We start from the raw sequence: 20785 nt of genomic DNA on the forward strand, positions 1-20785 counted from the left end.
ACGTATCGGTAAGATCCGCGCGGCATCCCGGCCGGTCGCGGGCGGTGGCCCGGCGCCGACGGCCGTGGCGCGTCACAACTCCTTGCGGAACTCCTCGGCGGCGCGCAGGAAGATGTCGTTCGCCTCGCCCTCGCCTATCGTCACCCGCACCCCCTCGCCCGGGAACGGGCGCACCACCACACCCGCCGCCTCGCACGCCGCCGCGAAGTCCACCGTGCGCTCCCCCAGCCGCAGCCATACGAAGTTCGCCTGCGAGGTGGGCACCGTCCAGCCCTGCCCGACCAGCGCCTCGCTCACCCGCGCCCGCTCCGCGACCAGCGCGTCCACGCGCTCGCGCAGCGCGTCCTCGCTGCGCAGCGAGGCCACCGCCGCGTCCTGCGCCAGCTGGCTGACCCCGAAGGGCACCGCCGTCTTGCGCAGTGCGGCCGCGACCGGCTCATGCGCGATCGCGAAACCGACGCGCAGCCCCGCCAGGCCGTACGCCTTGGAGAAGGTGCGCAGCACGCACACATTGGGCCGCTCCCGGTACAGCTCGATACCGTTCGGCACCCGCTCGTCCCGGATGAACTCGATGTACGCCTCGTCCAGCACCACCAGCACATCGGACGGCACCCGGTCGAGGAAGCGGGTCAGACCGTCCCGGCCCACCACCGTGCCCGTCGGATTGTTGGGGTTGCAGACGAAAATCAGCCGCGTGCGCTCGGTGACCGCTTCCGCCATCGCGTCAAGGTCGTGCACCTCGCCGTCGGTCAGCGGCACCCGCACCGACGCCGCCCCGGAGACCTGCGTGATGATCGGATATGCCTCGAAGGACCGCCAGGCGTACATCACCTCGTCGCCGGGCCCGGCCGTCGACTGCACCAGCTGCTGGGCCACGCCGACCGAGCCGGTGCCGGTGGCCAGGTGCTCGGGCGGCACATCGAAGCGCTCGGCGAGCTCGGCCATCAGGGCGGTGCAGGCCATGTCGGGATAGCGGTTGAACGAGGCGGCGGCGGCCGTCGCGGTCTCCAGCACCCCCGGGAGCGGCGGATAGGGGTTCTCGTTCGAGGACAGCTTGAAGGCCGCCGGGCCGCCCGCCGCGCTCGGCTTGCCGGGCTTGTACGTCGGAATGCCGTCCAGCGCTCCACGCAGCTTGGGGCTCTTCTCAGTCACCGCGGCTCCTCCTCGACCGTCCCGTCCGTGCGCCGCCCGCGCACGTCGATACCTCACACTGTATGAGGCATCCTGGGCCCGGCCTATCGACGGGCGAGCCCCGGGCACGCGGTACCAGGACCCCGCGCCCGGGGGGCGCGAGAAACCCGGCGCGCGGGGCGCGAGGACCGGCGCACAGGCCGGCCGACCGGGGTGCGGGATGGCGTACGGCTGGGCACGGGATGGCTCATAGCTCGGGATGGCTCATTAGCTGAGGGGGAGCGGTTCCGCTTCTGCCGCGCGCCGGTGGCGAGCGCCCTGGCGCGCATCACCCGTGCAGGTGAGTTGAGACCTCATCGAGACAACGACCAATCGGCAGGCATGGATATGCCAGAGGCGACTACTGCCGCACCCAGGCCATCAACTGGCTTGATTTCCAAGGGGATTGGCCATAGCGCTCATGCAGAAACGTGCCTTCGGCGGGCCGAGCGTACCCCAGCGCGAAGGGGCCACCCTCGCCCTACTATCGGCTCGCCATGACAGCAGCAGGGAAGCACCAGGTGAGCCGGTCGACCGGCCGCCGGCTGGGACGGGCGGGCATCCGGGACGTGGCCGCCGCAGCCGGGGTCTCGATCACGACCGTCTCCGACGCGCTCAACGGCAAGGGCCGGCTCCCGGACGCCACCCGCCGCCATGTCCGCGAGGTCGCCGACCGGCTGGGCTACCGCCCCTCCGCCGCGGCCCGCACCCTCCGTACCGGCAAGTCCGGCCTCATCGGCCTGACCGTGACCACCTACGGGGATGAACCTTTCACCTTCACCGAATTCGCGTACTTCGCCGAGATGGCGCGCGCCGCCACCTCCGCCGCGCTGGCCCGCGGCTACGCCCTCGTCATCCTGCCCGCCACCTCCCGCCACGACGTGTGGTCCAACGTCGCCCTCGACGGCACCGTCGTCATCGACCCCTCCGACCACGACCCCGTCGTCACCGAGCTGCTGCGCCAGGGCATCCCCGTGGTCAGCGACGGCCGCCCGGCCGGCACCCTCCCCGTCACCGCCTGGGTGGACAACGACCACGAGGCCGCCGTCCTCGGCCTGCTCGACCACCTCGCCGACTCCGGCGCCCGCCGCGTCGGACTGCTCACCGGCACCACCACCGACACCTACACCCGGCTGTCCACCACCGCCTATCTGCACTGGTGCGACAGGGTCGGGCAGGACCCGGTGTACGAGAAGTACCCGGCCCACGACCCGTGCGCCGGAGCCGTCGCCGCCGACCGCCTGCTGGCCCGCCCCGACCGCCCCGACGCCGTCTACGGCCTGTTCGACCCCAACGGCACCGACCTGCTGGCCGCCGCCCGCCGCCACGGTCTGCGGGTCCCCGACGACCTGCTGCTGGTGTGCTGCAGCGAGTCCGCGATCTACCGCACCACCGAGCCGCCCGTCACCACCCTCTCCCTCAAGCCCCGCCGGATCGGCACCGCCGCCGTGCAGCTCCTGATCGACGCCATCGAGGGACCGTGCGCCGAGCATCCCGTCGAGCGGGTCATACCCACCGAACTGATCGTGCGGACGTCCTCCCAACGGCGTCCGCCACGCACCACGGTGAGCGCGCCGCGCAGCCGTGCCGGGGGTTGACCTGAGGAAGACTTGAGGATGACGCGAGACGCACCCGAACCCGATCGGCTTTCCCTACCGGGCCAATCCGGGATAAAAGACCGTCGAAGTGGGACCGCGCCCCGATTGACGGCCCCCTGGTGCGTCACAAGCCCGTACGGTCATTCCTATGATGGGCGGACGACACCACGGACCGCCCTCGACCAGGCATGGTCCACACGGTGGCACGGCGGCGCGATGGTGGAGGGGTCGATGACTCAGGGGGCCGGTCTGGGAGCCACGGCACGGACCACGGCGGCAGTCCCGCCCGTACCCGCGTACGGCACGTCCACCGCGCCCGGCCCGCTCCAGGGCAGCGCGGTTCCCCCCGCCCCGAACCCGTACGGCGGGATGTCCCACGGCGCGGCCCCGCACGGCCGGGTCCCCCGCGACCCGGCCCAGCCCGCCCCGCCTCCGGCGCCCGCCGCGCAGCCCGCGCCCCCCGCCGCGCCCGCGCCCCCCTTCGCGCCGACACGGCCCGCGGAGTACACGCCCACCGAGCGCTCCCTGCCGGTCATGGGCCCCGGGCACACCCTCCCGGACACCCCCCTGGTGCCCCCGCAGGACCGCCCGACCGTCGAGCTCACCCCGGTCCCCGACCCCGAGCGCGCCCAGGCGCCCGAGGCCGACGGACCCGGCCCGCTGTACGTGGTCGGCGACGTCCACGGCTACCTCGACGAACTGCGCGAGGCGCTGGCCGCCCAGGGGCTGATCGACGCCAAGGGCAACTGGTCCGCCGGCAACGCCCGGCTCTGGTTCCTCGGCGACTTCACCGACCGCGGACCCGACGGCATCGGCGTCATCGACCTCGTCATGCAGCTCTCCGCCGAGGCCGCGGCCGCCGGCGGCTACTGCAAGGCCCTGATGGGCAATCACGAACTGCTGCTCATCGGCGCCAAACGCTTCGGCGACACCCCCGTCAACTCCGGCGCCGGCACCGCCTCGTTCCAGGCCGCCTGGCTCCTCAACGGCGGCCAGCGCACCGACATGGAGCGGCTGGAGGACCACCACCTGCAGTGGATGTCCCGGCTCGACGCGATGGCCGAGCAGGACGGCCATCTGCTCGTGCACTCCGACACCACCGCGTACCTCGAATACGGCGACTCCATCGAGGCCGTCAACGACACCGTGACCGAGACGCTGCAGCGCAGCGACGCCGACGAGTGCTGGGACCTGTTCCGCAAGTTCACCAAGCGCTTCGCCTTCCGCGACGAGGACGCCGGCCCCCTGGCCGTCCGCGAACTGCTCGACACCTACGGCGGACAGCGCATCGTCCACGGACACAGCCCGATTCCGTATCTGCTCGGCGAGGTCGGCTCCGAGGACGACGAGGACGGCGGCGCGCCGACCGTCGAGGGCCCGCACATCTACGCGGACAACCTCGCCGTCGCCATGGACGGCGGTGTCACGATGGCCGGAAAGCTGCTGGTCGTCCAACTTCCGCTGAATGACTGAGGATTTTGAGGGTTCATACCACGCCGCGCGGGGAAGATAGACAGTTTCACCGACGCGGAGCGAATTCGGGAAACCTACTGTCACCCCGCGCCGGATCGGCTCTACCATCGGCTTATCCGTAGCAGGCTCTCCTCCGTTTCCGCCCCACTGCCCGGTGACAGCCGGCATCAAGGCCCTACGGAGCATCGGGGGATGCACATGAACAGCGCTCCGCACCTGCTGATCGAGGACCGCCCGGAGTTCGAGCGGGTTCTCGACGAGGCGCTGCGTACCGCGGACCGCCGCGCGAATCTCAGCGGCGTCGGGCAGCGGCTCAACAGCGAGCAGCTGCGCACCATGGCGATGAACGCCGCGGCCGCCATCGCGGCGTGCGCGGCCGACGAATACCACGACTATGTGACCGCCCGTGAGAAGCTGCGCCAGCCGGCGCCGTCCGGCTGGCCCGACACCGTCGCCCCCGACACGATCGGCGACAACGCGTTCCCGGCCGCGGACGCGGCGGAGAACGGCGCGGCGGGCGAGGTGACGACCGCGGGCGGGTTCGCCACCGCGGTGGGGGACGCGGCGTCCGGCGCGGGTCTCGCCGCCGTGCTCTCCGTCCTGGCCCCGGTCCTGGCCGGCACCGCGGCGGTCATCTTCCTCCTCGTCGGCTATCTGCTGCACCTGCTCGACCCCACGCCGTCGATAGCCCAGCCGATGGTCACCGCGGGCTGGCTGTTCGCCGCGCTCACCGCCGCGGGCCTGCTGATCGCCGCCGTCGGCCTCCTGCTCACCGCGATGCGCAACGGCACCGGCGCGATCCGGGGCAGCGCGCGCAGCGCGCAACGCGAAGAGGTGGACCGCACCAGAGAGGCCTGGCGACTGGCGCTGCTTGAGCGCGGCGTGGTGCCCTTCCTGCGCGACGCGCTCGCCGACCCGGCGGCCGCCGACGGCTCCCACACCTCCCCGGCCCCGCCCCCCGCCTCCTCCCCGACGCGCCCCTCCTCGACCTACGTCCCCACCCGGTCCGAGGCCGTCGGCCGCACCCCCCACCTCGGCTACAGCCGCCCCGGCTTCTCCACGAAGGGCGACGTCCCCAAGACCCGCCCCCGCTTCACCAGCCCGGACTTCACCAGCCCGGACTACGGCGATCCGGAACACCAGCCGGACTAGGCGATCGGCCGGCCCGCCGGCCGAGCACCCCGCCCGGTGATGGCGAGCACCCGAGCGAAGGCATCGGCCCCGGGCCCTGGATCGGCACCCTCCCCGAACATCCCCGAGGCGCCGAGGCCCGGACCGAGCGGCACCAGCCATTCCAGCGCGGCCTCGGCCAGCCCCGGCTCCGGCGTGAAATCCACACCGAGGGCCTGGGCGAGATCCCAGGCGTGCACGCAGACATCCCCCCAGCGGATCATCACGGCGGCGTCCCCGCTCAACTCCCCGAACACCGGATGCCGCACCATCCGCTCCAACGCCCCCTCCCCCTCCGCCGCCCACTCCACCCGCGCCGCCCACACCTCGACGGTGTCACCGGGCGCGGCGACGACTTCCTCCCCCGTCAGGAGGGAGGTCGCCATGACGTGCCCGGCGATCACATGGCGCACCAGGTCGCGGATGGTCCACTCACTGCAGGGAGTGGGCAGCTCCCAGTCCTCCTCCTTCGCCTTGCCGAGTATGTCGGCGAACTGGGCGTTGACGACGCGTAGTGCGTGTCGGTTGTCCATCGAGGCTGCTCCAGGGGTCGTCGTTCAGGGTCGGTGATCTCGCGCCAGCGGAATGGTTCACTCCCCACCTTTTGAGCGAACTCGCCCTTAATCGTGGGTTGTTTGCCCATCGGGATCCATAACGTCCGGCATGGAGGTGATGCTCCCGTGAGCACACAGAACACCCCGCCGAACCCGGCGGGCAAGCAGGACGCGATCAACATCAACGACTTCGTTTTCGCGGCGACCGGAGCCCGCGTACGGCGACTCACGATGCCCGATGGGACCCACTGGTTCCCGGCAGTGGATGTGGCCAAAGACCTGGGCTACACGAACACCCGTCAGGCGCTTATCTGGCACGTCCCCGAAGACTGGCGCGTAAGTCTCGAAGAGCTTGCGCAAAGCGTCTATGGGAGTGATAGTTCGCGCAATATTGCAGGTCACGGGCTCAAAAAGTCTATGCGCATGGTGAGTCTGCCCGGCCTCATCCGGCTGGTCAACGGCTGCACCAAGCCGGAGTCCGAACCCTTCAAGAACTGGGTGACCGAGGTCGTGGTCTCCATCCAGCGGCACGGTTCGTACGAGCTCGAAAAGGCCGAAGTACAGCCCACGGCCCCGGACGCCCCGACCGCCTACGCCATGCCGAAGGAGGTCGCCGACGCCATCGTCCGGCTCGAGGAGCACAACCTCGACATGGACGCGCAGATGCTCGCCATGCAGCGCGAGGCCCAGGAACTGCGCCGCGAGAGCGTCGAGATGATGCGGAAGTCCGTGGAGGCACAGAAGGAGGTCGCCAAGACACAGCGGGAAGCGCAGCGCGACGCGGAGCGCGTTCAGCGCGAGATGATCGAGGCGATCCGCGAGTCCACCGCCGTCCAGCGGGAGTCGTTCACCGCCGGGCAGACCGCAGTCCATGTGCTGATGCAGTACATGAGCGAGATCCCCATGGCGATCAACCGGCTCGCTGACCGCTTCGGGGACATCGGAGACAGCACACGCCAGCGGGATCTGCCCGCGCCGACCCCCATGACACCGGCCTCGGTGATCGCCGAGTGGCGCGAGCGCAACCTCGTGATCACCGCCGATATCTGGGCCGTGGCCCTGCACATCCTGCCCGCGATCATCGACCAGGGCGAATGCCTGTACCCGCTGAGCACCATCGCGTCCAAGACCGGGCTCACCGAGCACCGCGTGCATGACGCCCTGCGCATGCTGCAGAAGCGCGGCTGCATCCGGCAGACCGGGCTGACCCCGGACGGCGCTCCGGTGTACGTCCTGAAGTAGTCCACGTGAAGTAGTCCACGTGAAGTAGCCCGGCCCCAGCACGGCACGAGGGCCCGAAGTCGCAATCCGAAGTTGCGGCTTCGGGCCCCCCGCACATTACCGCCACTCAGTCCGCGATCGGCAGATATACGCGATTACCCGCCGCCGCGAACTCCTTCGACTTCTCCGCCATCCCGGCCTCCACCTCGGCCGTGTCCATGGCGCCCCCGTGCTCACGCCGGATGTCCTGGGAGATCTTCATACTGCAGAACTTCGGCCCGCACATGGAGCAGAAGTGCGCCGTCTTCGCCGGTTCCGCCGGAAGCGTCTCGTCGTGGAAGGAGCGGGCCGTGTCCGGGTCGAGGGCCAGGTTGAACTGGTCCTCCCAGCGGAATTCGAAGCGGGCGTCGGACAGGGCGTCGTCCCACTCCTGGGCGCCGGGGTGGCCCTTGGCGAGATCGGCCGCGTGGGCGGCGATCTTGTAGGTGATGACGCCGGTCTTGACGTCGTCGCGGTCCGGCAGGCCCAGGTGCTCCTTCGGCGTGACGTAGCAGAGCATCGCCGTGCCCCACCAGGCGATCATCGCCGCGCCGATGCCCGAGGTGATGTGGTCGTAGGCGGGGGCGATGTCGGTGGTGAGGGGGCCGAGCGTGTAGAAGGGGGCCTCCTCGCAGATCTCCTGCTGGAGGTCGACGTTCTCCTTGATCTTGTGCATCGGGACATGGCCCGGGCCCTCGATCATCGTCTGGACGTTGTGCCGCTTGGCGATCCGGTTGAGTTCGCCGAGCGTGCGCAACTCCGCGAACTGCGCCTCGTCGTTGGCGTCGGCGATGGAGCCGGGGCGCAGTCCGTCGCCGAGCGAGTAGGTGACGTCGTACGCGGCGAGGATCTCGCAGAGCTCCTCGAAGTGGGTGTAGAGGAACGACTCCTTGTGGTGGGCCAGGCACCACGCCGCCATGATGGAGCCGCCGCGCGAGACGATGCCGGTCTTGCGGCGGGCGGTCAGCGGGACGTACGGCAGTCGTACGCCCGCGTGCACCGTCATGTAGTCGACGCCCTGCTCGGCCTGTTCGATGACGGTGTCCTTGTAGATCTCCCAGGTCAGCTCCTCGGCCTTGCCGTCGACCTTCTCCAGGGCCTGGTAGAGCGGCACCGTGCCGATGGGGACGGGGGAGTTGCGCAGCACCCATTCGCGGGTGGTGTGGATGTTGCGGCCGGTGGAGAGGTCCATGACCGTGTCGGCGCCCCAGCGGGTCGCCCAGGTCATCTTCTCGACCTCCTCCTCGATGGAGGAGGTGACGGCGGAGTTGCCGATGTTGGCGTTGACCTTCACCAGGAATCGCTTGCCGATGATCATCGGCTCGATCTCCGGATGGTTGACGTTGGCCGGGAGGACCGCCCGGCCGGCCGCGATCTCCTCGCGGACCACCTCGGGAGAGACGTTCTCGCGGAGCGCCACGTACTCCATCTCCGCGGTGACCTCGCCGCGGCGGGCGTACGCGAGCTGGGTCACGGCGGCGCCGTCCCGGCCCCGGCGGGGCTGGCGGGGGCGGCCGGGGAAGACCGCGTCGAGGTTGCGCAGCCCGCCGCGCGGCGAGGTGTGCTTGATGCCGTCGTCCTCGGGGCGGACGGGGCGGCCCGCGTACTCCTCGGTGTCGCCGCGGGCGAGGATCCAGTTCTGCCGCAGCGGCGCGAGGCCGCGGCGGACATCTGTCTCGATCTGGGGGTCGGTGTACGGGCCGGAGGTGTCGTACAGCGTGACGTCCTGGCCATTGGTGAGGTGCACTCGGCGGACCGGGACCCGGAGGTCCGGCCGCGAGCCGGTGACATATCCCTTATGCCAGCCGCCCCGGGCGGAGCCCGTATCGGACTGCGTGCGCTTTTCGGGCGTGCGTGCATCCTGCAGAGTCATTGAGACCCACTCCCTACGCCGGCATTACCCGGTAACAGGTTCAGCGGTCGGCGCAGCATGGAGCCCGGGGTCATCCCCGGGCCGTCACCATCAGCGCCCTCTCAGCCCGGTGCTCCGAGCTCCCGCGATTGCAAAGGTGTCACCCACGCTAACGGTTCTCCTGCGGCGATGAACAGAGGGCCCTCGCTCTTGCGATGATCTGACGGTGACCTCGACACCGCAGCAGAGCCATGCCCACGGCCATTCGCACAGCCATGGCCCAGCCACGCCCGTCTCCACCCATCTGCGCAAGGTCATCGCGGCGGTGCTCATCCCGTTCACCGTGGCCGTCGTCGCCGGCCTGATCGTGCTGTGGCCGGGGGGCACGCCCGACCACAAGGCCCATGAGCGCAGCGGGCTCGGCTTCGACCAGCAGACCGTGGCCGGGCGGGTGGTGAAGGTCGAGGAGGTCAACTGTGCCGATGTCAACGCCCAGCCGCAGCAGCCCACCGAGCCGGGCCAGGCGGCCGCGGAGCAGGGGGGCGCGGCCGGGGGACCCGGCAAGAAGACCATCTGCGAGAAGGCGACCATCGAGGTCACATCAGGGAAGGACAAGGGCCGCACATTCGAGGAGATCGTGCAGCCGAACGCGTCCCGTAAGTTCTCCGCCGGGCAGAAGCTGAAGCTGGCGTACGCGCCCAAGGCGCCGAAGAATCTTCAGTACTCCGTCTCCGATGTCGACCGGACGCTGCCCATGGCGCTGCTCGCCGGGCTGTTCGCGCTCGCGGTCGTGGCCGTCGGACGGCTGCGCGGCGTCTTCGCGCTGGTGGCGCTCGCGGTCAGCTTCGGGGTGCTGACGCTGTTCATCCTCCCGGCGATCCTCGACGGCTCCAACCCGCTGGTCGTCGCGGTGATCGGGGGCAGCGCGATCATGCTCATCGCGCTGTACATGTGCCATGGGCTGACGGCCCGTACGTCCGTCGCCGTGCTCGGCACGCTCATCTCGCTGCTGCTGATCGGCCTGCTGGGCTCGCTGTTCATCGGCTGGGCGAGCCTGACGGGCAACACCGACGACCAGACGGGGCTGGTCCACGGCCTCTATCCGAACATCGAGATCCGCGGTCTGCTGCTGGCCGGGGTGATCATCGGATCGTTGGGTGTACTGGACGATGTGACCGTCACCCAGACCTCCGCGGTGTGGGAGCTCAGGGAGGCTGACCCCACGGCGGGCTGGCGCAAGCTGTACGCGGCCGCGATGCGCATCGGGCGGGACCATATCGCGTCCGTCGTGAACACCCTGGTGCTCGCGTACGCGGGTGCCTCGCTGCCGCTGCTGCTCCTGTTCTCGATCGCGGACAGCGGAGTGGGGACGGTCGCGACGAGCGAGATCGTCGCGGAGGAGATCGTACGGACGCTCGTGGGCAGCATCGGCCTCGTCGCCTCGGTGCCGGTGACCACCGCGCTTGCCGCGCTCGTGGTCTCCGCGGACCGCGCGCCACAGGGCGGCGCGGAGCCGGGTGGCCACGGGGGCCGGGGCGGGCGCGGGCGGCGGCGTCGGGCGCGCGGGCGTCAGCCGGCGTAACGGTCCTCCGCGAGGATCCGGTCCAGCTCCGCGTCCAGGTCGCCGACCGGGTCGCAGGCCGCCTGCTCCTGACCGAACGGAACCACCCGGTCCGTACGGTCCAGGAAGGCCACCAGCGGCGCGGCACCGGCCCGGAACAGCGCCCGCTCGGCCCCCACCTGGAGTCTGATGAAGACGTCCGAAAGCCCCTCCGGTGAGGCCGGGGCGATGCGCACATCGCCCTCGCCCGAGGGTTTGCTCAACCCGTCCAGCAGCAACTCCCGGGCGAAGGCCCAGCTGACGGGCGCGTCGCCGGGCAGATGGAAGGTGATCTCGACTGCGTACGGGTCGCTGCTGTCGTAGGCCAGCTCGACCGGGATCCGGAAGGAGAGGTCCTGGGAGACCAGGAAGGTCATCGTCACTTCTGCCTGGACTGTGTCGCGCATGTCACGCATCGTTCGCCGCCCCGAGTTGATTGCGAATGGCCAGGTTTGAACGGCCTGGCCTCTTGACGCCGTGGTCCGCCTACCTCCAGCGGGCCACAAGAAGTGAATTTTCAGATATTGATAGGGATTGGGAGGGAGCTGATATCTCGGCCGACTCTGGAGCGTAGCGACTCGACTGCGGGGCGGAGTCGGTTTGCCTCATGTGAGGGACTGGAAATGGCCAGAGTTGCCGCGGCTGTCCGCGCGGCTGCGATCGAGGAGGCGGGCGCGGGCGAGTGGGATCCGCTCGCCGGGCCGGGCGGGGCGGCGCCGGCCTATGACGTGGGAGTTCAAAGCCGGTTCACCGGCCGCGGCCAAGTTCGCTTTCGTCAACAGGCACCCCCGGGGTGTGTTGCGAGGCAGACGCCCGGAACGGGAGACGTCGAGCACTCGAACTCTAACCGGAACGGTGCCGTCAAGCTGAGGTTTGGATCGCGCGTATCCCCCACGCGGCGTACCCCAGGCCCGCTGCGGCGCACCCGCGGCGCGGGGTCACCAGTCGCCGCGGGGTCACCAGTCGCCGCGGGGTCACCAGTCGCCGCGGGACGACGAGGACGAGCTGAACTTCCGCACGAGGTAGATCAGACCGGCGACGAGCGCCACCAGCAGCAGCGCCTTGAAGACCAGACCGACCACGAACCCGACCACGTTCATGATCAGGCCGCCGAAGACGGCCAGCACGAGGATCGGAACGGCGACCCATGTCACCCACCACGGCAAGCCCTGAAATATGCCCTTCGTCGCCACGTCGGTCCCTGCTTTCTTCGCTGAGCGAGTCGGTACGGGCCGGCCTTGCCGCCGGCCCGATCCCCTCTTCGATGCTAGGACGGCCGACAAGCGAACACAGGTCCCGCGTCCCCCGTCCTCCCCTGACCGAACCCCTACGGGACGCGGGACGCGCGCATCAGCTCTCAGGCGGAGAGAAGACGACCATGACCCGCAGGTCCTCGGTGATGTGGTGGAACTTGTGTGCCACACCGGCCGGTACGTACACCACGCTGCCGCGCGCCACCTGTGTGGTCTCCATGCCCACCGTGATCGACGCCCGCCCGCTCACCACCAGGTACACCTCGTCCTGGCCGTGCGGCTGCTGCGGATCGGTCTGGCCCGCGTCCAGCGCGTACAGCCCGACGGACATGTTCCGCTCGCGCAGGAACTGCAGATACGCGCCGTCGTTCGCGGCCCGCTCCGCCTCCAGCTCATCCAGCCGGAACGCCTTCATTCGCCTCTCCGCCCCTTGCTCCCCGGCCCTGCCCAGCGCGGGGCCTGTTCTGCGACGATCTCAACCATGAAGAATCTTCTCGTCAAGACGATCGCCAACGCGGGCGCCCTCTGGGTGGCCATCTGGCTCCTCAAGGACATCACGCTGACCGGTGAGAACACCGGCCGCAAGGCGATCACGCTCATTCTTGTGGCGCTCGTGTTCGGCCTGGTGAACGTCGTGGTCAAGCCAGTGGTCAAACTGCTGGCGTTTCCGCTGTTCATACTCACCCTCGGGCTGATCACCCTGGTGATCAACGCCCTGATGCTGCTGCTGACCTCCTGGCTGGCCGACAAGCTCGACCTGGCCTTCCATGTCGAGGGCTTCGGGACGGCCGTGATCGGCGCGTTGATCATCTCCATCGTCTCCTGGGCCCTGCACGTCGTCCTGCCCGACGACAAGGACTGAGCGCCGTCGAGCATGATGGGACGCATGAGAGCCCCGTCGCCCTATCGCGTCTGTTTCGTGTGCACCGGCAACATATGCCGGTCGCCGATGGCCGAATCCGTCTTCCGCGCCCATGCCGAGGAAGCCGGGCTCGACGGCCTGGTCGAGGTGGACAGCGCGGGCACGGGACCCTGGCACGAGGGCGACGGGGCGGATCACCGCACCGTCTCCGTGCTCACTGCCCACGGCTATGAGCAGAGTCACATCGCCCGGCAGTTCCAGCCCGCGTGGTTCTCCACCCTGGACCTGGTGATCGCCCTGGACAGCGGCCATCTGCGGGAGCTGCGCGCCCTCGCCCCGACGCCCGAGGACGCCGCGAAGGTGCGGCTGCTGCGCGACTACGACCCGGACGCGAACCCGGACGGCTTCGGCGGTCCGGACGTGCCCGACCCGTACTTCGGCGGGACGGACGACTTCGAGGCGTGCCTGGAGATGATCGAGGCGGCGAGCGAAGGGCTGCTCGACGCGGTGCGGGAAGCGCTCGCCGCCCGGGACCTCCCCGCGCCGGCCGACTCAGCCACCCCGGCCGGCTCAACCACTCCTGCCGCCCCGGCCAATTCTGTTATCCCCGTCACACCCACGACCGCCCCGGAAGAGAACGCATGACGAGCGAGCGCATGACCGGCGGGCGCGCGCCAGAAGCGGCGGGCGACGGCACGCGGGCCGTACGGGCCGGGCTGCCCGAGCCCGAGGCGTACGAGCCGACCCTGCCGGGCCCGGCCTTCGCCGCCCACTACCACCTGCCCGGCGACGCCGACGTCCACCAGGGCCCGTACACCTACGGCCGCGACGCCAACCCCACCTGGACCGGGCTGGAGCGGGCCATCAGCGAGCTGGAGTCGCCGGACGCCGACGCCGAGACGGTGGTCTTCGCCTCCGGCATGGGCGCGATCTCCGCAGTGCTGCTGTCCCAGCTGGGGCAGGGCGACGCGGCCGTGCTGCCCTCCGACGGCTACCAGCTCCTGGCCCCGCTCGGCGAGCGGCTGAGGGGCTACGGCATCGAGGTGCGCACCGCGCCCACCGGCGGCGATGCCCAGCTGGCCGTCCTGGACGGCGCGCCGGACGCGGACGGCGGACCCCGGAACGGACCGCGTCCCGCGAAGCTGCTGTGGATCGAGTCCCCGGCCAACCCGGGCCTGGACGTCTGCGACATCCGCCGGCTGGCCGACGCCGCCCATGAGCGGGGCGCGCTGGTCGCCGTCGACAACACCCTGGCCACCCCGCTGGGACAGCGCCCGCTTGACCTCGGCGCGGACTTCTCCGTCGCCAGCGGCACCAAGGCGCTCACCGGCCACGGCGACGTCCTGCTCGGCTATGTCACCTGCCGCGACCGGGGCCTGGCCGCCTCCGTACGCGCCTGGCGCAAGATGGCCGGCGGGATCCCCGGCCCGATGGAGGCCTGGCTCGCGCACCGCTCCCTGGCCACCCTCCAGCTGCGCGTCGACCGCCAGGCCCGGACGGCGCTCGCCCTGGCCGAGGCGCTGCGCGAGCGCCCCGAGGTCACCGGGGTGCGTCACCCCGGGCTTGCGACCGACCCCGCGCACCGCGTCGCGGCGGCCCAGATGCGCGGCGGGCGCTTCGGCTGTGTGGTCTCCTTCGTGCTCCCCGGCCGGGAGCACGCCGAGCGCTTCCTGGCCGCGCTGCGCCTGGTCGACGACGCGACCAGCTTCGGCGGCGTACGGTCCACGGCCGAGCGGCGCGGGCGGTGGGGCGGCGACGCCGTGCCGGACGGCTTCATCCGCTTCTCGGTGGGCGCCGAGGACCCGGACGACCTGATCGCCGATGTGCTGCGGGCACTCGCCGAGGCACAGGACGAACCCAGATCCACGGCGTAGCGGGATCAGGCCACGCCGGGCGGGCGTCTCGAGTCTCCCCCCTCGTGACTCGAGACGCCCCGGTTCCCTCATGGAGAACCGCTTGAACAAGGCTAGTTGACTCAGCGTCAGTGTCCAATCACAGTAGCGACATGGACCTATCGGCATATTTATAGTTGGCCTGCGGCGTGGGTGCGTCGAGCGGAGGGGAACCGCATGGATCTGGCCCTCTTACGCACATTTGTCACGGTTCATCGGGCCGGCTCCTTCACCCGCGCCGCCGCCCTGCTCGGGCTCTCCCAGCCCGCCGTCACCGGCCAGATCCGCACCCTCGAACGCCAGCTGGGCCGCCCCCTGTTTCTGCGCACCGCGCGCGGGGTCGTCCCCACCAGCGTCGGCGAAGAGCTCGCCCACAAGGCCGCGCCCCATCTCGACGCGCTGCTGGAGATCGCCGAGGCCGGGCTCGACGACAGCTCCGCCAACCGCACCCTGCACCTCGCCGGCCCCCCGGAGTTCACCGCGCTGCGCGTGCTGCCCGCCCTCGCCCCGCTCGTCAACCAGGGCCTCGCGGTGCGGTGCGCCTTCGGCAGCGCCGAGGAGCTGTTCGAGGGGCTGGCCGCCGGCCACCACGACCTGGCCGTCACCACCGCCCGCCCCCGCGGCCGGCTGCTGGCCGCCGCCCCGCTGTGCGACGAGGAACACGTACTGGTCGCCGCGCCCCGCTGGGCGGCCCGGCTCGGCGGCCCCGCGGTGTTACAGGTCAAGGGCGTCGGCGCGCTGGAGCGGCTGCCGGTCGTCGAGGTCCATGAGAGCCTGCCGCTGATCACCCGCTACTGGTCGGCCGTCTTCGACACCCCGCCGATCACCGCGGGCACCGTCATCGCCCCCGACCTGCGGGCGGTGCTCACCTGCGTCGCGGAAGGCGTCGGGCTCGGCGTCCTGCCGCGCTATCTGTGCATGGACGCGCTGGACGCCGGGGAGGTCGTCGCCCTGCTCAACCCGCCGGTGCCGCCGCTGCGCACCTACTTCCTGGTGACCCGGACGGGTGCGCTCGCCCTGCCGCATATCGCGCGGGCGCACGAGTGGCTGCTGCGCGCCGCTGTTGACTGGTGAGTAAAGGGTTTCACCGGGCGACGCTTGCGGCAGATGTCCACCATGACCGAACGACCTGTGGTCAAGCGCACCGCCCGCGCCATCCTGCTCGACGGGGGCCCCGAGCCCCGGCTGGTCCTGATCAAGCGCACCAAGCCCGGCGAGGCGCCGTACTGGATCACACCGGGCGGCGGGGTGGAGCCCGAGGACGCCACGGTCGTCGACGCGCTGCACCGCGAGGTCGACGAGGAGCTCGGCGCGAAGGTGACGGACGTGGTGCCCGCCTTCGTCGACACCGTCCCGCACCCCGACGAGACCTCGCCCGGTGTGAAGGTGCAGCACTTCTTCGTGTGCCGCCTGGGGTCCATGGACCTGTCGCGGCGGCACGGCCCGGAGGTCGACGAGCCCTGCGGGGAGTACGAGGTGGTGCGCGTCCCCTTCACCCGTGAGGGGGTCGCCTCGGTGGGCGTGGTGCCGCCGTCGCTGCGCGCGTATCTCGACGCGAACATCGAAGGTGTGCTGTCGCTGCTCGCCGACGACCTGGGCTGACCCGCCCCGCCGGCACGGCCGGGGACCGCGGTTACCAGGCGTCGCGGCTACCAGGCGTCGCGGCTACCAGGCGTCGCGGCTACCAGGCGTCGCGGCTACCGGAACCAGCCGCTGAACGGCTGTCCGGCCCCCTCCGCCGCCCGCTCCCGCGCCCTGGCCAGCACGCGCTCGGCCTCCCGCTGCCACTCCTCGGAGCGCGCGGGCCCAGGGCCATGGCCATGGTCCGCCTCCGGCTCCCGGCCGGCCACGGGCGTGCGCCGGCCCTCCCGCACGTCGGCGGCGGCGCCGAAGAAGTCGCCGCCCTTGCGCCTGACGTCGTCCGTGCCCCAGTCACGCTCCTGGTCGGCGGTCTCGCGCTCCACGCCGGCGTCAACCCCGCCGTCCACCCCGCCGCCCCCGGCACCGGCACCGGCACCGGCGCCGTACCGCCGCTGGACGGACGCCTTCTGCAGCCGCGGGATGTGCTTGGCGCAGTGGATGTACGCCTCCTCGACCGTCACCTCGACCCACACCGCGGCCCGCCGCCCCGGCACCGGGTCGACCGGCAGCCCGGGGTGGACGGCGCGCATCTCGGCGTCCTCCACGACCCGTGCCCGGCCGTTGATGTGCAGACCGATCCGGTCACGCAGGAAGTCGATCATGAGGATGCCGAGGTGGGGGTTCTCCTCGATGTTCCCGAGGCTGGCCATGACGCCATTGCCCCGGTATTCGGGGTAGGCCAGGGTCCTGTCGTCGAACACCCGCAGAAAGCCGGGCGGCCCGGCCCGGAAGGTGCTGTCGCACTCGCCGTGCCGGTCGGCCGTCGCCAGGAAGAACATCTCCTGGCGGCTCACGAACTCCCGCATCCGGTCGTTGAGCCGGTCCAGCACCTGCTCCTCGTAGAAGCGGTCGGCGCGGTCACCCGTGCCCAGGCGCCGCTGCAGCCGGTGTTCGCCGTCGCTGCCCGGACGTCTCGTACGCTCCACGCCGCCCGTGGGGGCGATGGCCGGGGCGGCCCAAGCCGTCGCCGCCATCGCCGTCGTCTCCGTCGTCGCCCTCTCGTGCTCGACGTCGTCCACGCTCACTTGTCCCTCATCCTGCGATCGCTCGAGTCAGTGAAGCACTGCTCTCCCAGCCCCCAGTCCCCTGCTCCTCACTAGTCACTACTGCGTCGTGGCCCCCCGCCGCGTTGCAGTCCCCCCGCTAGTCCCCCGCCGCGACGAGCTCTTCCAGCGAGTCGTGCCGTATGCGGTGGGACGGGATTCCGATGCCTCTCAGGGTGTCCACACTGCTGCGGATCATCCCGGGCGGCCCGGACAGGTACGCGTCGTAGGTGGTCCACGGCCCGTACTGGCGGACGGCGTCCGGGAGCCGGCCGCTGAGCCCGTTCGTCGGGCTGTCGGAGACGACCGGGCGGACCGAGAGCCAGTGATGGGTCTGCGCCAGCCGCAGCATGGTGTCGATGTCGTAGAGGTCGTGGTCGCTGCGGGCACCGTAGAAGACCTCGACCGGGCGGTTGCGGCCGTGCTCGGCGACGTCCTCGACCAGCGCCTTGATCGGCGCGATTCCGGTGCCGCCGCCCAGGCAGAGCAGGCCGTTGTCGGTGGAGTGGTCGACCGTCATCGAGCCGGCCGGGGGGCCGAGGCGGATCACATCGCCGGGGCGGGCGCGGTGCACCAGCGCCGAGGACACCCAGCCGGCCGGCACCGCCTTGACGTGGAAGGACAGCAGCCCGTCCGGGCGGGGCGCCGAGGCGAAGGAGTAGTGCCGCCACACCCGGGGCCACCAGGGGGTCTCCAGGGAGGTGTACTGGCCGGCGAGGAAGGGGTACGGCTGGTCGGGGCGCAGGGTGATGACCGCGATGTCCTGGGTGCGCAGCTCATGGCCGACGACCTCGGCCTGCCACCACGCGGGCGCGCGCAGCTCGTCCTCGGCGGCCGCGTCGATCATGATCTGCGAGATGGTGGTGTACGCCCGGACCCAGGCGCCCTCGGCCTCATCGCTCCAGGTCGAGGTCGCATAGCGGGTGAGCGCGCCGATCAGGCACTCGCCGACGGCCGGGTAGTGCTCCGGCTGGGTGCCGTACTTGCGGTGGCCACGGCCGAGCCCCGAGAGGTATTCGGTGAGGATGTCCGGGTCGTCCACCAGCTTGGCGGCGGTCAGCAGGGCCCTGAAGAGCCGGTCGCGCTGGGCGTCCATCGCGGCGGGGAACAGCGGGCGCAGATAGGGGTGCTGGACGAAGAGCAGGGCGTAGAAGTACGAGGTGACCTTGTCCGAGATGGGCTCGATCTCGGCCATCGTGCGGCGGATGAGGACCGCGTCCTGCGAGGCGGTGGGGTCCTCGGAGAGCAGGCTCACGGGCCGGACGTCCTGTGCGCCGGGCGTCTCGTCGGGGCGCTGGTGCTCCTCGTGCTCCCGTGCGGCGGGCGGCCGGGCCTCGGCGGGCGGGGCGTGGTCCCGCCGCGCGGGTCTGCTCCACTCGTCGGAGGGCGGCGGCGTCCCGGCCCCGGGTGGGGGCGGCGGCGCGGTCTGTGCCGGGGGCGGCGCGGCTTGCGCGGGCGGCGCCGGGGGCGCAGGCGGGGTACGGCGGTCGGCGCCCGTGCCGACCGGCCGTATCGGGCTCACCGGGCGGCTGGGCTCCCGCCGGCCGGCCTCCTGGTCCGCGCCCGGAGACCCGTCCTCGTCCCGCCTCTTGCTCGGGGTGAACCAGCCCCAGTCGCCACTGCTTCCGCCGGAACCGTCGTTGCCGGCCGACGACGTGGTGGTCGGAGCGTCCATGGTTGCCTCGCCTCGAACATCTTTCTGTCGGTCTTCGCACTTCCGAAGCCGGAATGTGCCCGCAATTCCCCGCTCTGTTCCACTGGTTCAGATGAGATTGGTCCGGACGGCCCGCCCCGTACTTCTCCATGGGCAGCATGCCATGCTTGTTCGCCGGACAGGACACATAGCCGGAACTCCAGGTAACGGCACCCGTGTTCCGTTAGGCTGGATTGTCCCGATGTAGCCCCCGCGACACAGCCGCCGCGCAGAACCTGGACCCGACCCTACCGGGCCCGGATGAATTAACAAGCCCCAAGTCCAGCGGCTCCATTACACCCATGAACCAGCGTAATTACCGGTAGTTACCAGTCAATTCGTAGGCCTCCCTCAGATCGCGGCCGGTATAGCCGTGCGATGCGATTTCGCTCACATGATGATCGGCGTTGACCGCGATCGAGAGCGGCACCACGGCGAACAGCTCGGCGTCCGACATCGAATCGCCGTAAGCGACACAGTCCTCCCTGCTCAGCCCGTACTTGGCACAGAGCTCATCGGCGATGCGCACCTTCGCCGCCGCAGTGAGGATGCCCTCCGGATCGACCGGCTCGCGGAACGGCACGGCCGGCCAGCGCGACCCGTGCGCGGCGTCCGCGCCCCATTCCAGCAGCCGCTCCACGAAGAACCCGGGAGAGAGCGAAATCACCGCGCAGCGCTCACCGCGCTCCCGGATGTCCGCCCACACCTCACGGATTCCCATCAGCCACGGCGCCCCCTCGAACGCCGCCGCCACGTGCCGCTCCGTCAGCTCCCCCCACAGCGCACAGGCCCGCTGCGCGAACTGGGCGGTACTCAGCTCCCCGCCCGCGAACGCCCGCTCCAGCGCGTCTATCTCCCGCTCCACCCCGAGCTGACGGGATATCTCGACGGCGGCGGCCGAGCCGTGGATGAGCGTCCCGTCCAGGTCGAACAGATGCAGTCTGGTCATGGAAGCTGAGCCTAGGGCCTGTCCACGACCCGGTACGGCGGGCTCGGAGTACGGCGGGAGTAGGTGCGGATACTCCCGCCGTCAGACGCGGTACGGAGCGCCGCGCACGACCGTGGAGGAATGCAGCCGAACCTTTCGCGGCCCGCCCGCAGGGCCCTTCTCGTCGTCCATGTCGTCGTCTCCGTCGGCTGGCTCGGGCTCACGCTCTGTCTGCTCGCGCTCGGCATCGCGGGGGCGGCCTCGGGATCGGCGGACACCGCCGAGGCCGCCTACCGGGCCATGAAGATCTTCGGCGACTGGCTGATCGCGCCGATCAGCCTGGCGTCCCTGGTGAGCGGGGTGGCGCTGTCGCTCGGCACGCCCTGGGGGCTGGCCAGGTACCGCTGGGTGTACACCAAGTTCTGGCTGACGGTGCCCGCGGCCGGCGCGTCCGTCTTCGCGCTGCGGGCCGAGATCTCATCGGCCGCGGCCGATGCCTCGGCCGGCCGGGTGGTGCCTTCCGCCGTCGATCTGGTCATCGCGCCCTCGGTGGCGCTGGGCGTCTATCTGTTCCTCACCGCGATCTCGGTCCTCAAGCCGTGGGGGCTGACGGCGCGCGGCCGTCGGCAGCGGGCCGGAAGCCGTGCCTCCGGGGCTGGGGCGCGGGACGGGGCCCAGGCGCGGTCCGGCCGCCGCGTGGCCGCCCGCTCCCAGGTCCGCTCGCGGGCGTGACGGGGCGTACGGGGGGCCGTGCGGCGGCCGGAAACGGGGGTGACGGACGGGCGCGTGGCGGTGG

20 protein-coding genes and 1 riboswitch are annotated in these 20785 nt (G+C 71.1%); of the genes, 11 read left to right on the forward strand and 9 right to left on the reverse strand.

Annotated features, from left to right (window positions below):
- Nucleotides 1–72: 72 nt before the first annotated feature.
- A complete protein-coding gene (gene hisC, locus ACFZDL_RS40000) occupies nucleotides 73–1152 on the reverse strand; it encodes a histidinol-phosphate transaminase (protein ID WP_353590161.1) in 1080 nt (359 codons plus the stop codon).
- Nucleotides 1153–1667: 515 nt separating this feature from the next.
- Here hisC and ACFZDL_RS40005 point away from each other — a divergent pair.
- The 3 genes from ACFZDL_RS40005 to ACFZDL_RS40015 all read left to right on the forward strand — a co-directional run bounded on the left by ACFZDL_RS40005 (nucleotide 1668) and on the right by ACFZDL_RS40015 (nucleotide 5393).
- Nucleotides 1668–2768 carry a LacI family DNA-binding transcriptional regulator gene (locus tag ACFZDL_RS40005; RefSeq protein ID WP_353590160.1) on the forward strand — a complete coding sequence of 367 codons (1101 nt, stop codon included), beginning with the start codon at nucleotides 1668–1670 and terminating at the stop codon, nucleotides 2766–2768.
- A 231-nt stretch (nucleotides 2769–2999) separates the two neighbouring features.
- Entirely contained in the window at nucleotides 3000–4241 is a 1242-nt protein-coding gene (locus tag ACFZDL_RS40010) for a metallophosphoesterase (RefSeq protein ID WP_353590159.1), read from the forward strand.
- Between the two features lie 192 nt (nucleotides 4242–4433).
- Complete coding sequence (locus ACFZDL_RS40015) at nucleotides 4434–5393, forward strand: hypothetical protein (protein WP_353590158.1); 960 nt, start codon at nucleotides 4434–4436, stop codon at nucleotides 5391–5393.
- On the opposite strand, the gene ACFZDL_RS40020 is transcribed toward ACFZDL_RS40015, so the two are convergent.
- Nucleotides 5390–5944 carry a TIGR03086 family metal-binding protein gene (locus tag ACFZDL_RS40020; RefSeq protein ID WP_353590157.1) on the reverse strand — a complete coding sequence of 185 codons (555 nt, stop codon included), beginning with the start codon at nucleotides 5942–5944 and terminating at the stop codon, nucleotides 5390–5392. The two genes, ACFZDL_RS40015 and ACFZDL_RS40020, sit on opposite strands and share 4 nt — an antisense overlap.
- 252 nt (nucleotides 5945–6196) lie before the next feature.
- On the opposite strand from ACFZDL_RS40020, the gene ACFZDL_RS40025 reads away from it, so the two are divergent.
- Nucleotides 6197–7207 (forward strand): BRO family protein, encoded by a 1011-nt coding sequence (locus ACFZDL_RS40025; RefSeq protein WP_353590457.1) that lies wholly within the window; start codon nucleotides 6197–6199, stop codon nucleotides 7205–7207.
- Nucleotides 7208–7313: 106 nt separating this feature from the next.
- Here the strand turns inward: ACFZDL_RS40025 and thiC are convergent, their stop codons facing one another.
- Nucleotides 7314–9098 carry a phosphomethylpyrimidine synthase ThiC gene (thiC, locus tag ACFZDL_RS40030; RefSeq protein WP_353590156.1) on the reverse strand — a complete coding sequence of 595 codons (1785 nt, stop codon included), beginning with the start codon at nucleotides 9096–9098 and terminating at the stop codon, nucleotides 7314–7316.
- Nucleotides 9092–9234, reverse strand: a riboswitch (TPP riboswitch). (Overlaps the previous gene by 7 nt.)
- A 69-nt stretch (nucleotides 9235–9303) precedes the next feature.
- On the opposite strand from thiC, the gene ACFZDL_RS40035 reads away from it, so the two are divergent.
- Entirely contained in the window at nucleotides 9304–10659 is a 1356-nt protein-coding gene (locus tag ACFZDL_RS40035) for a YibE/F family protein (RefSeq protein ID WP_353590155.1), read from the forward strand.
- Here ACFZDL_RS40035 and ACFZDL_RS40040 read toward each other — a convergent pair.
- From ACFZDL_RS40040 to ACFZDL_RS40050, 3 genes are all read right to left on the reverse strand, one after another.
- Complete coding sequence (locus ACFZDL_RS40040; RefSeq protein WP_353590154.1) at nucleotides 10647–11084, reverse strand: SsgA family sporulation/cell division regulator; 438 nt, start codon at nucleotides 11082–11084, stop codon at nucleotides 10647–10649. The genes ACFZDL_RS40035 and ACFZDL_RS40040 overlap by 13 nt on opposite strands.
- A 567-nt stretch (nucleotides 11085–11651) precedes the next feature.
- Nucleotides 11652–11870, reverse strand: a complete 219-nt coding sequence (locus ACFZDL_RS40045) for a DUF5326 family protein (RefSeq protein ID WP_353590153.1) — start codon at nucleotides 11868–11870, stop codon at nucleotides 11652–11654.
- Nucleotides 11871–12027: 157 nt separating this feature from the next.
- Complete coding sequence (locus ACFZDL_RS40050; protein ID WP_014177917.1) at nucleotides 12028–12345, reverse strand: cupin domain-containing protein; 318 nt, start codon at nucleotides 12343–12345, stop codon at nucleotides 12028–12030.
- A 66-nt stretch (nucleotides 12346–12411) separates the two neighbouring features.
- Between ACFZDL_RS40050 and ACFZDL_RS40055 the strand changes: the two genes are divergently transcribed.
- From ACFZDL_RS40055 to ACFZDL_RS40075, 5 genes are all read left to right on the forward strand, one after another.
- A complete protein-coding gene (locus ACFZDL_RS40055) occupies nucleotides 12412–12792 on the forward strand; it encodes a phage holin family protein (RefSeq protein WP_353590152.1) in 381 nt (126 codons plus the stop codon).
- A 24-nt stretch (nucleotides 12793–12816) separates the two neighbouring features.
- The gene (locus tag ACFZDL_RS40060) at nucleotides 12817–13437 is read left to right on the forward strand and encodes a low molecular weight protein-tyrosine-phosphatase (protein WP_353590151.1); all 621 of its coding nucleotides are present in this window, start codon (nucleotides 12817–12819) and stop codon (nucleotides 13435–13437) included.
- Nucleotides 13434–14666 (forward strand): cystathionine gamma-lyase, encoded by a 1233-nt coding sequence (locus ACFZDL_RS40065; protein WP_353590149.1) that lies wholly within the window; start codon nucleotides 13434–13436, stop codon nucleotides 14664–14666. Before ACFZDL_RS40060 ends, ACFZDL_RS40065 begins: the two co-directional genes overlap by 4 nt.
- A gap of 195 nt (nucleotides 14667–14861) precedes the next feature.
- Nucleotides 14862–15758 (forward strand): LysR family transcriptional regulator, encoded by an 897-nt coding sequence (locus ACFZDL_RS40070; protein WP_353590148.1) that lies wholly within the window; start codon nucleotides 14862–14864, stop codon nucleotides 15756–15758.
- Between the two features lie 42 nt (nucleotides 15759–15800).
- Complete coding sequence (locus ACFZDL_RS40075) at nucleotides 15801–16286, forward strand: NUDIX hydrolase (protein WP_353590147.1); 486 nt, start codon at nucleotides 15801–15803, stop codon at nucleotides 16284–16286.
- A 95-nt stretch (nucleotides 16287–16381) separates the two neighbouring features.
- Here ACFZDL_RS40075 and ACFZDL_RS40080 read toward each other — a convergent pair whose 3' ends face one another.
- The 3 genes from ACFZDL_RS40080 to ACFZDL_RS40090 form a co-directional block, all read right to left on the reverse strand.
- A complete protein-coding gene (locus ACFZDL_RS40080) occupies nucleotides 16382–17209 on the reverse strand; it encodes a pyridoxamine 5'-phosphate oxidase family protein (RefSeq protein WP_353590456.1) in 828 nt (275 codons plus the stop codon).
- A 259-nt stretch (nucleotides 17210–17468) separates the two neighbouring features.
- Nucleotides 17469–19043, reverse strand: a complete 1575-nt coding sequence (locus ACFZDL_RS40085; protein WP_353590146.1) for a globin domain-containing protein — start codon at nucleotides 19041–19043, stop codon at nucleotides 17469–17471.
- Nucleotides 19044–19377: 334 nt separating this feature from the next.
- Nucleotides 19378–20010 carry an HAD-IB family phosphatase gene (locus tag ACFZDL_RS40090; protein ID WP_353590145.1) on the reverse strand — a complete coding sequence of 211 codons (633 nt, stop codon included), beginning with the start codon at nucleotides 20008–20010 and terminating at the stop codon, nucleotides 19378–19380.
- Nucleotides 20011–20130: 120 nt separating this feature from the next.
- On the opposite strand from ACFZDL_RS40090, the gene ACFZDL_RS40095 reads away from it, so the two are divergent.
- Complete coding sequence (locus ACFZDL_RS40095; protein WP_353590144.1) at nucleotides 20131–20721, forward strand: DUF2269 domain-containing protein; 591 nt, start codon at nucleotides 20131–20133, stop codon at nucleotides 20719–20721.
- The last annotated feature ends 64 nt before the right edge of the window (nucleotides 20722–20785 follow it).

Source organism: Streptomyces sp. NPDC007917 (genome assembly GCF_042959105.1).
Classification (GTDB): Bacteria; Actinomycetota; Actinomycetes; order Streptomycetales; family Streptomycetaceae; genus Streptomyces.

Excerpts from the sequence above, each read along its gene's own strand:
- ACFZDL_RS40005 (WP_353590160.1), top strand. The coding sequence starts at position 1,668 with ATGACAGCAGCAGGGAAGCACCAGGTGAGCCGGTCGACCGGCCGCCGG.
- ACFZDL_RS40010 (WP_353590159.1), top strand. The coding sequence starts at position 3,000 with ATGACTCAGGGGGCCGGTCTGGGAGCCACGGCACGGACCACGGCGGCA.
- ACFZDL_RS40015 (WP_353590158.1), top strand. The coding sequence starts at position 4,434 with ATGCACATGAACAGCGCTCCGCACCTGCTGATCGAGGACCGCCCGGAG.
- ACFZDL_RS40020 (WP_353590157.1), bottom strand. The coding sequence starts at position 5,944 with ATGGACAACCGACACGCACTACGCGTCGTCAACGCCCAGTTCGCCGAC.
- ACFZDL_RS40025 (WP_353590457.1), top strand. The coding sequence starts at position 6,197 with ATGCCCGATGGGACCCACTGGTTCCCGGCAGTGGATGTGGCCAAAGAC.
- thiC (WP_353590156.1), bottom strand. The coding sequence starts at position 9,098 with ATGACTCTGCAGGATGCACGCACGCCCGAAAAGCGCACGCAGTCCGAT.
- ACFZDL_RS40040 (WP_353590154.1), bottom strand. The coding sequence starts at position 11,084 with ATGCGCGACACAGTCCAGGCAGAAGTGACGATGACCTTCCTGGTCTCC.
- ACFZDL_RS40050 (WP_014177917.1), bottom strand. The coding sequence starts at position 12,345 with ATGAAGGCGTTCCGGCTGGATGAGCTGGAGGCGGAGCGGGCCGCGAAC.
- ACFZDL_RS40055 (WP_353590152.1), top strand. The coding sequence starts at position 12,412 with ATGAAGAATCTTCTCGTCAAGACGATCGCCAACGCGGGCGCCCTCTGG.
- ACFZDL_RS40060 (WP_353590151.1), top strand. The coding sequence starts at position 12,817 with ATGAGAGCCCCGTCGCCCTATCGCGTCTGTTTCGTGTGCACCGGCAAC.
- ACFZDL_RS40065 (WP_353590149.1), top strand. The coding sequence starts at position 13,434 with ATGACGAGCGAGCGCATGACCGGCGGGCGCGCGCCAGAAGCGGCGGGC.
- ACFZDL_RS40070 (WP_353590148.1), top strand. The coding sequence starts at position 14,862 with ATGGATCTGGCCCTCTTACGCACATTTGTCACGGTTCATCGGGCCGGC.
- ACFZDL_RS40075 (WP_353590147.1), top strand. The coding sequence starts at position 15,801 with ATGACCGAACGACCTGTGGTCAAGCGCACCGCCCGCGCCATCCTGCTC.
- ACFZDL_RS40085 (WP_353590146.1), bottom strand. The coding sequence starts at position 19,043 with ATGGACGCTCCGACCACCACGTCGTCGGCCGGCAACGACGGTTCCGGC.
- ACFZDL_RS40090 (WP_353590145.1), bottom strand. The coding sequence starts at position 20,010 with ATGACCAGACTGCATCTGTTCGACCTGGACGGGACGCTCATCCACGGC.
- ACFZDL_RS40095 (WP_353590144.1), top strand. The coding sequence starts at position 20,131 with ATGCAGCCGAACCTTTCGCGGCCCGCCCGCAGGGCCCTTCTCGTCGTC.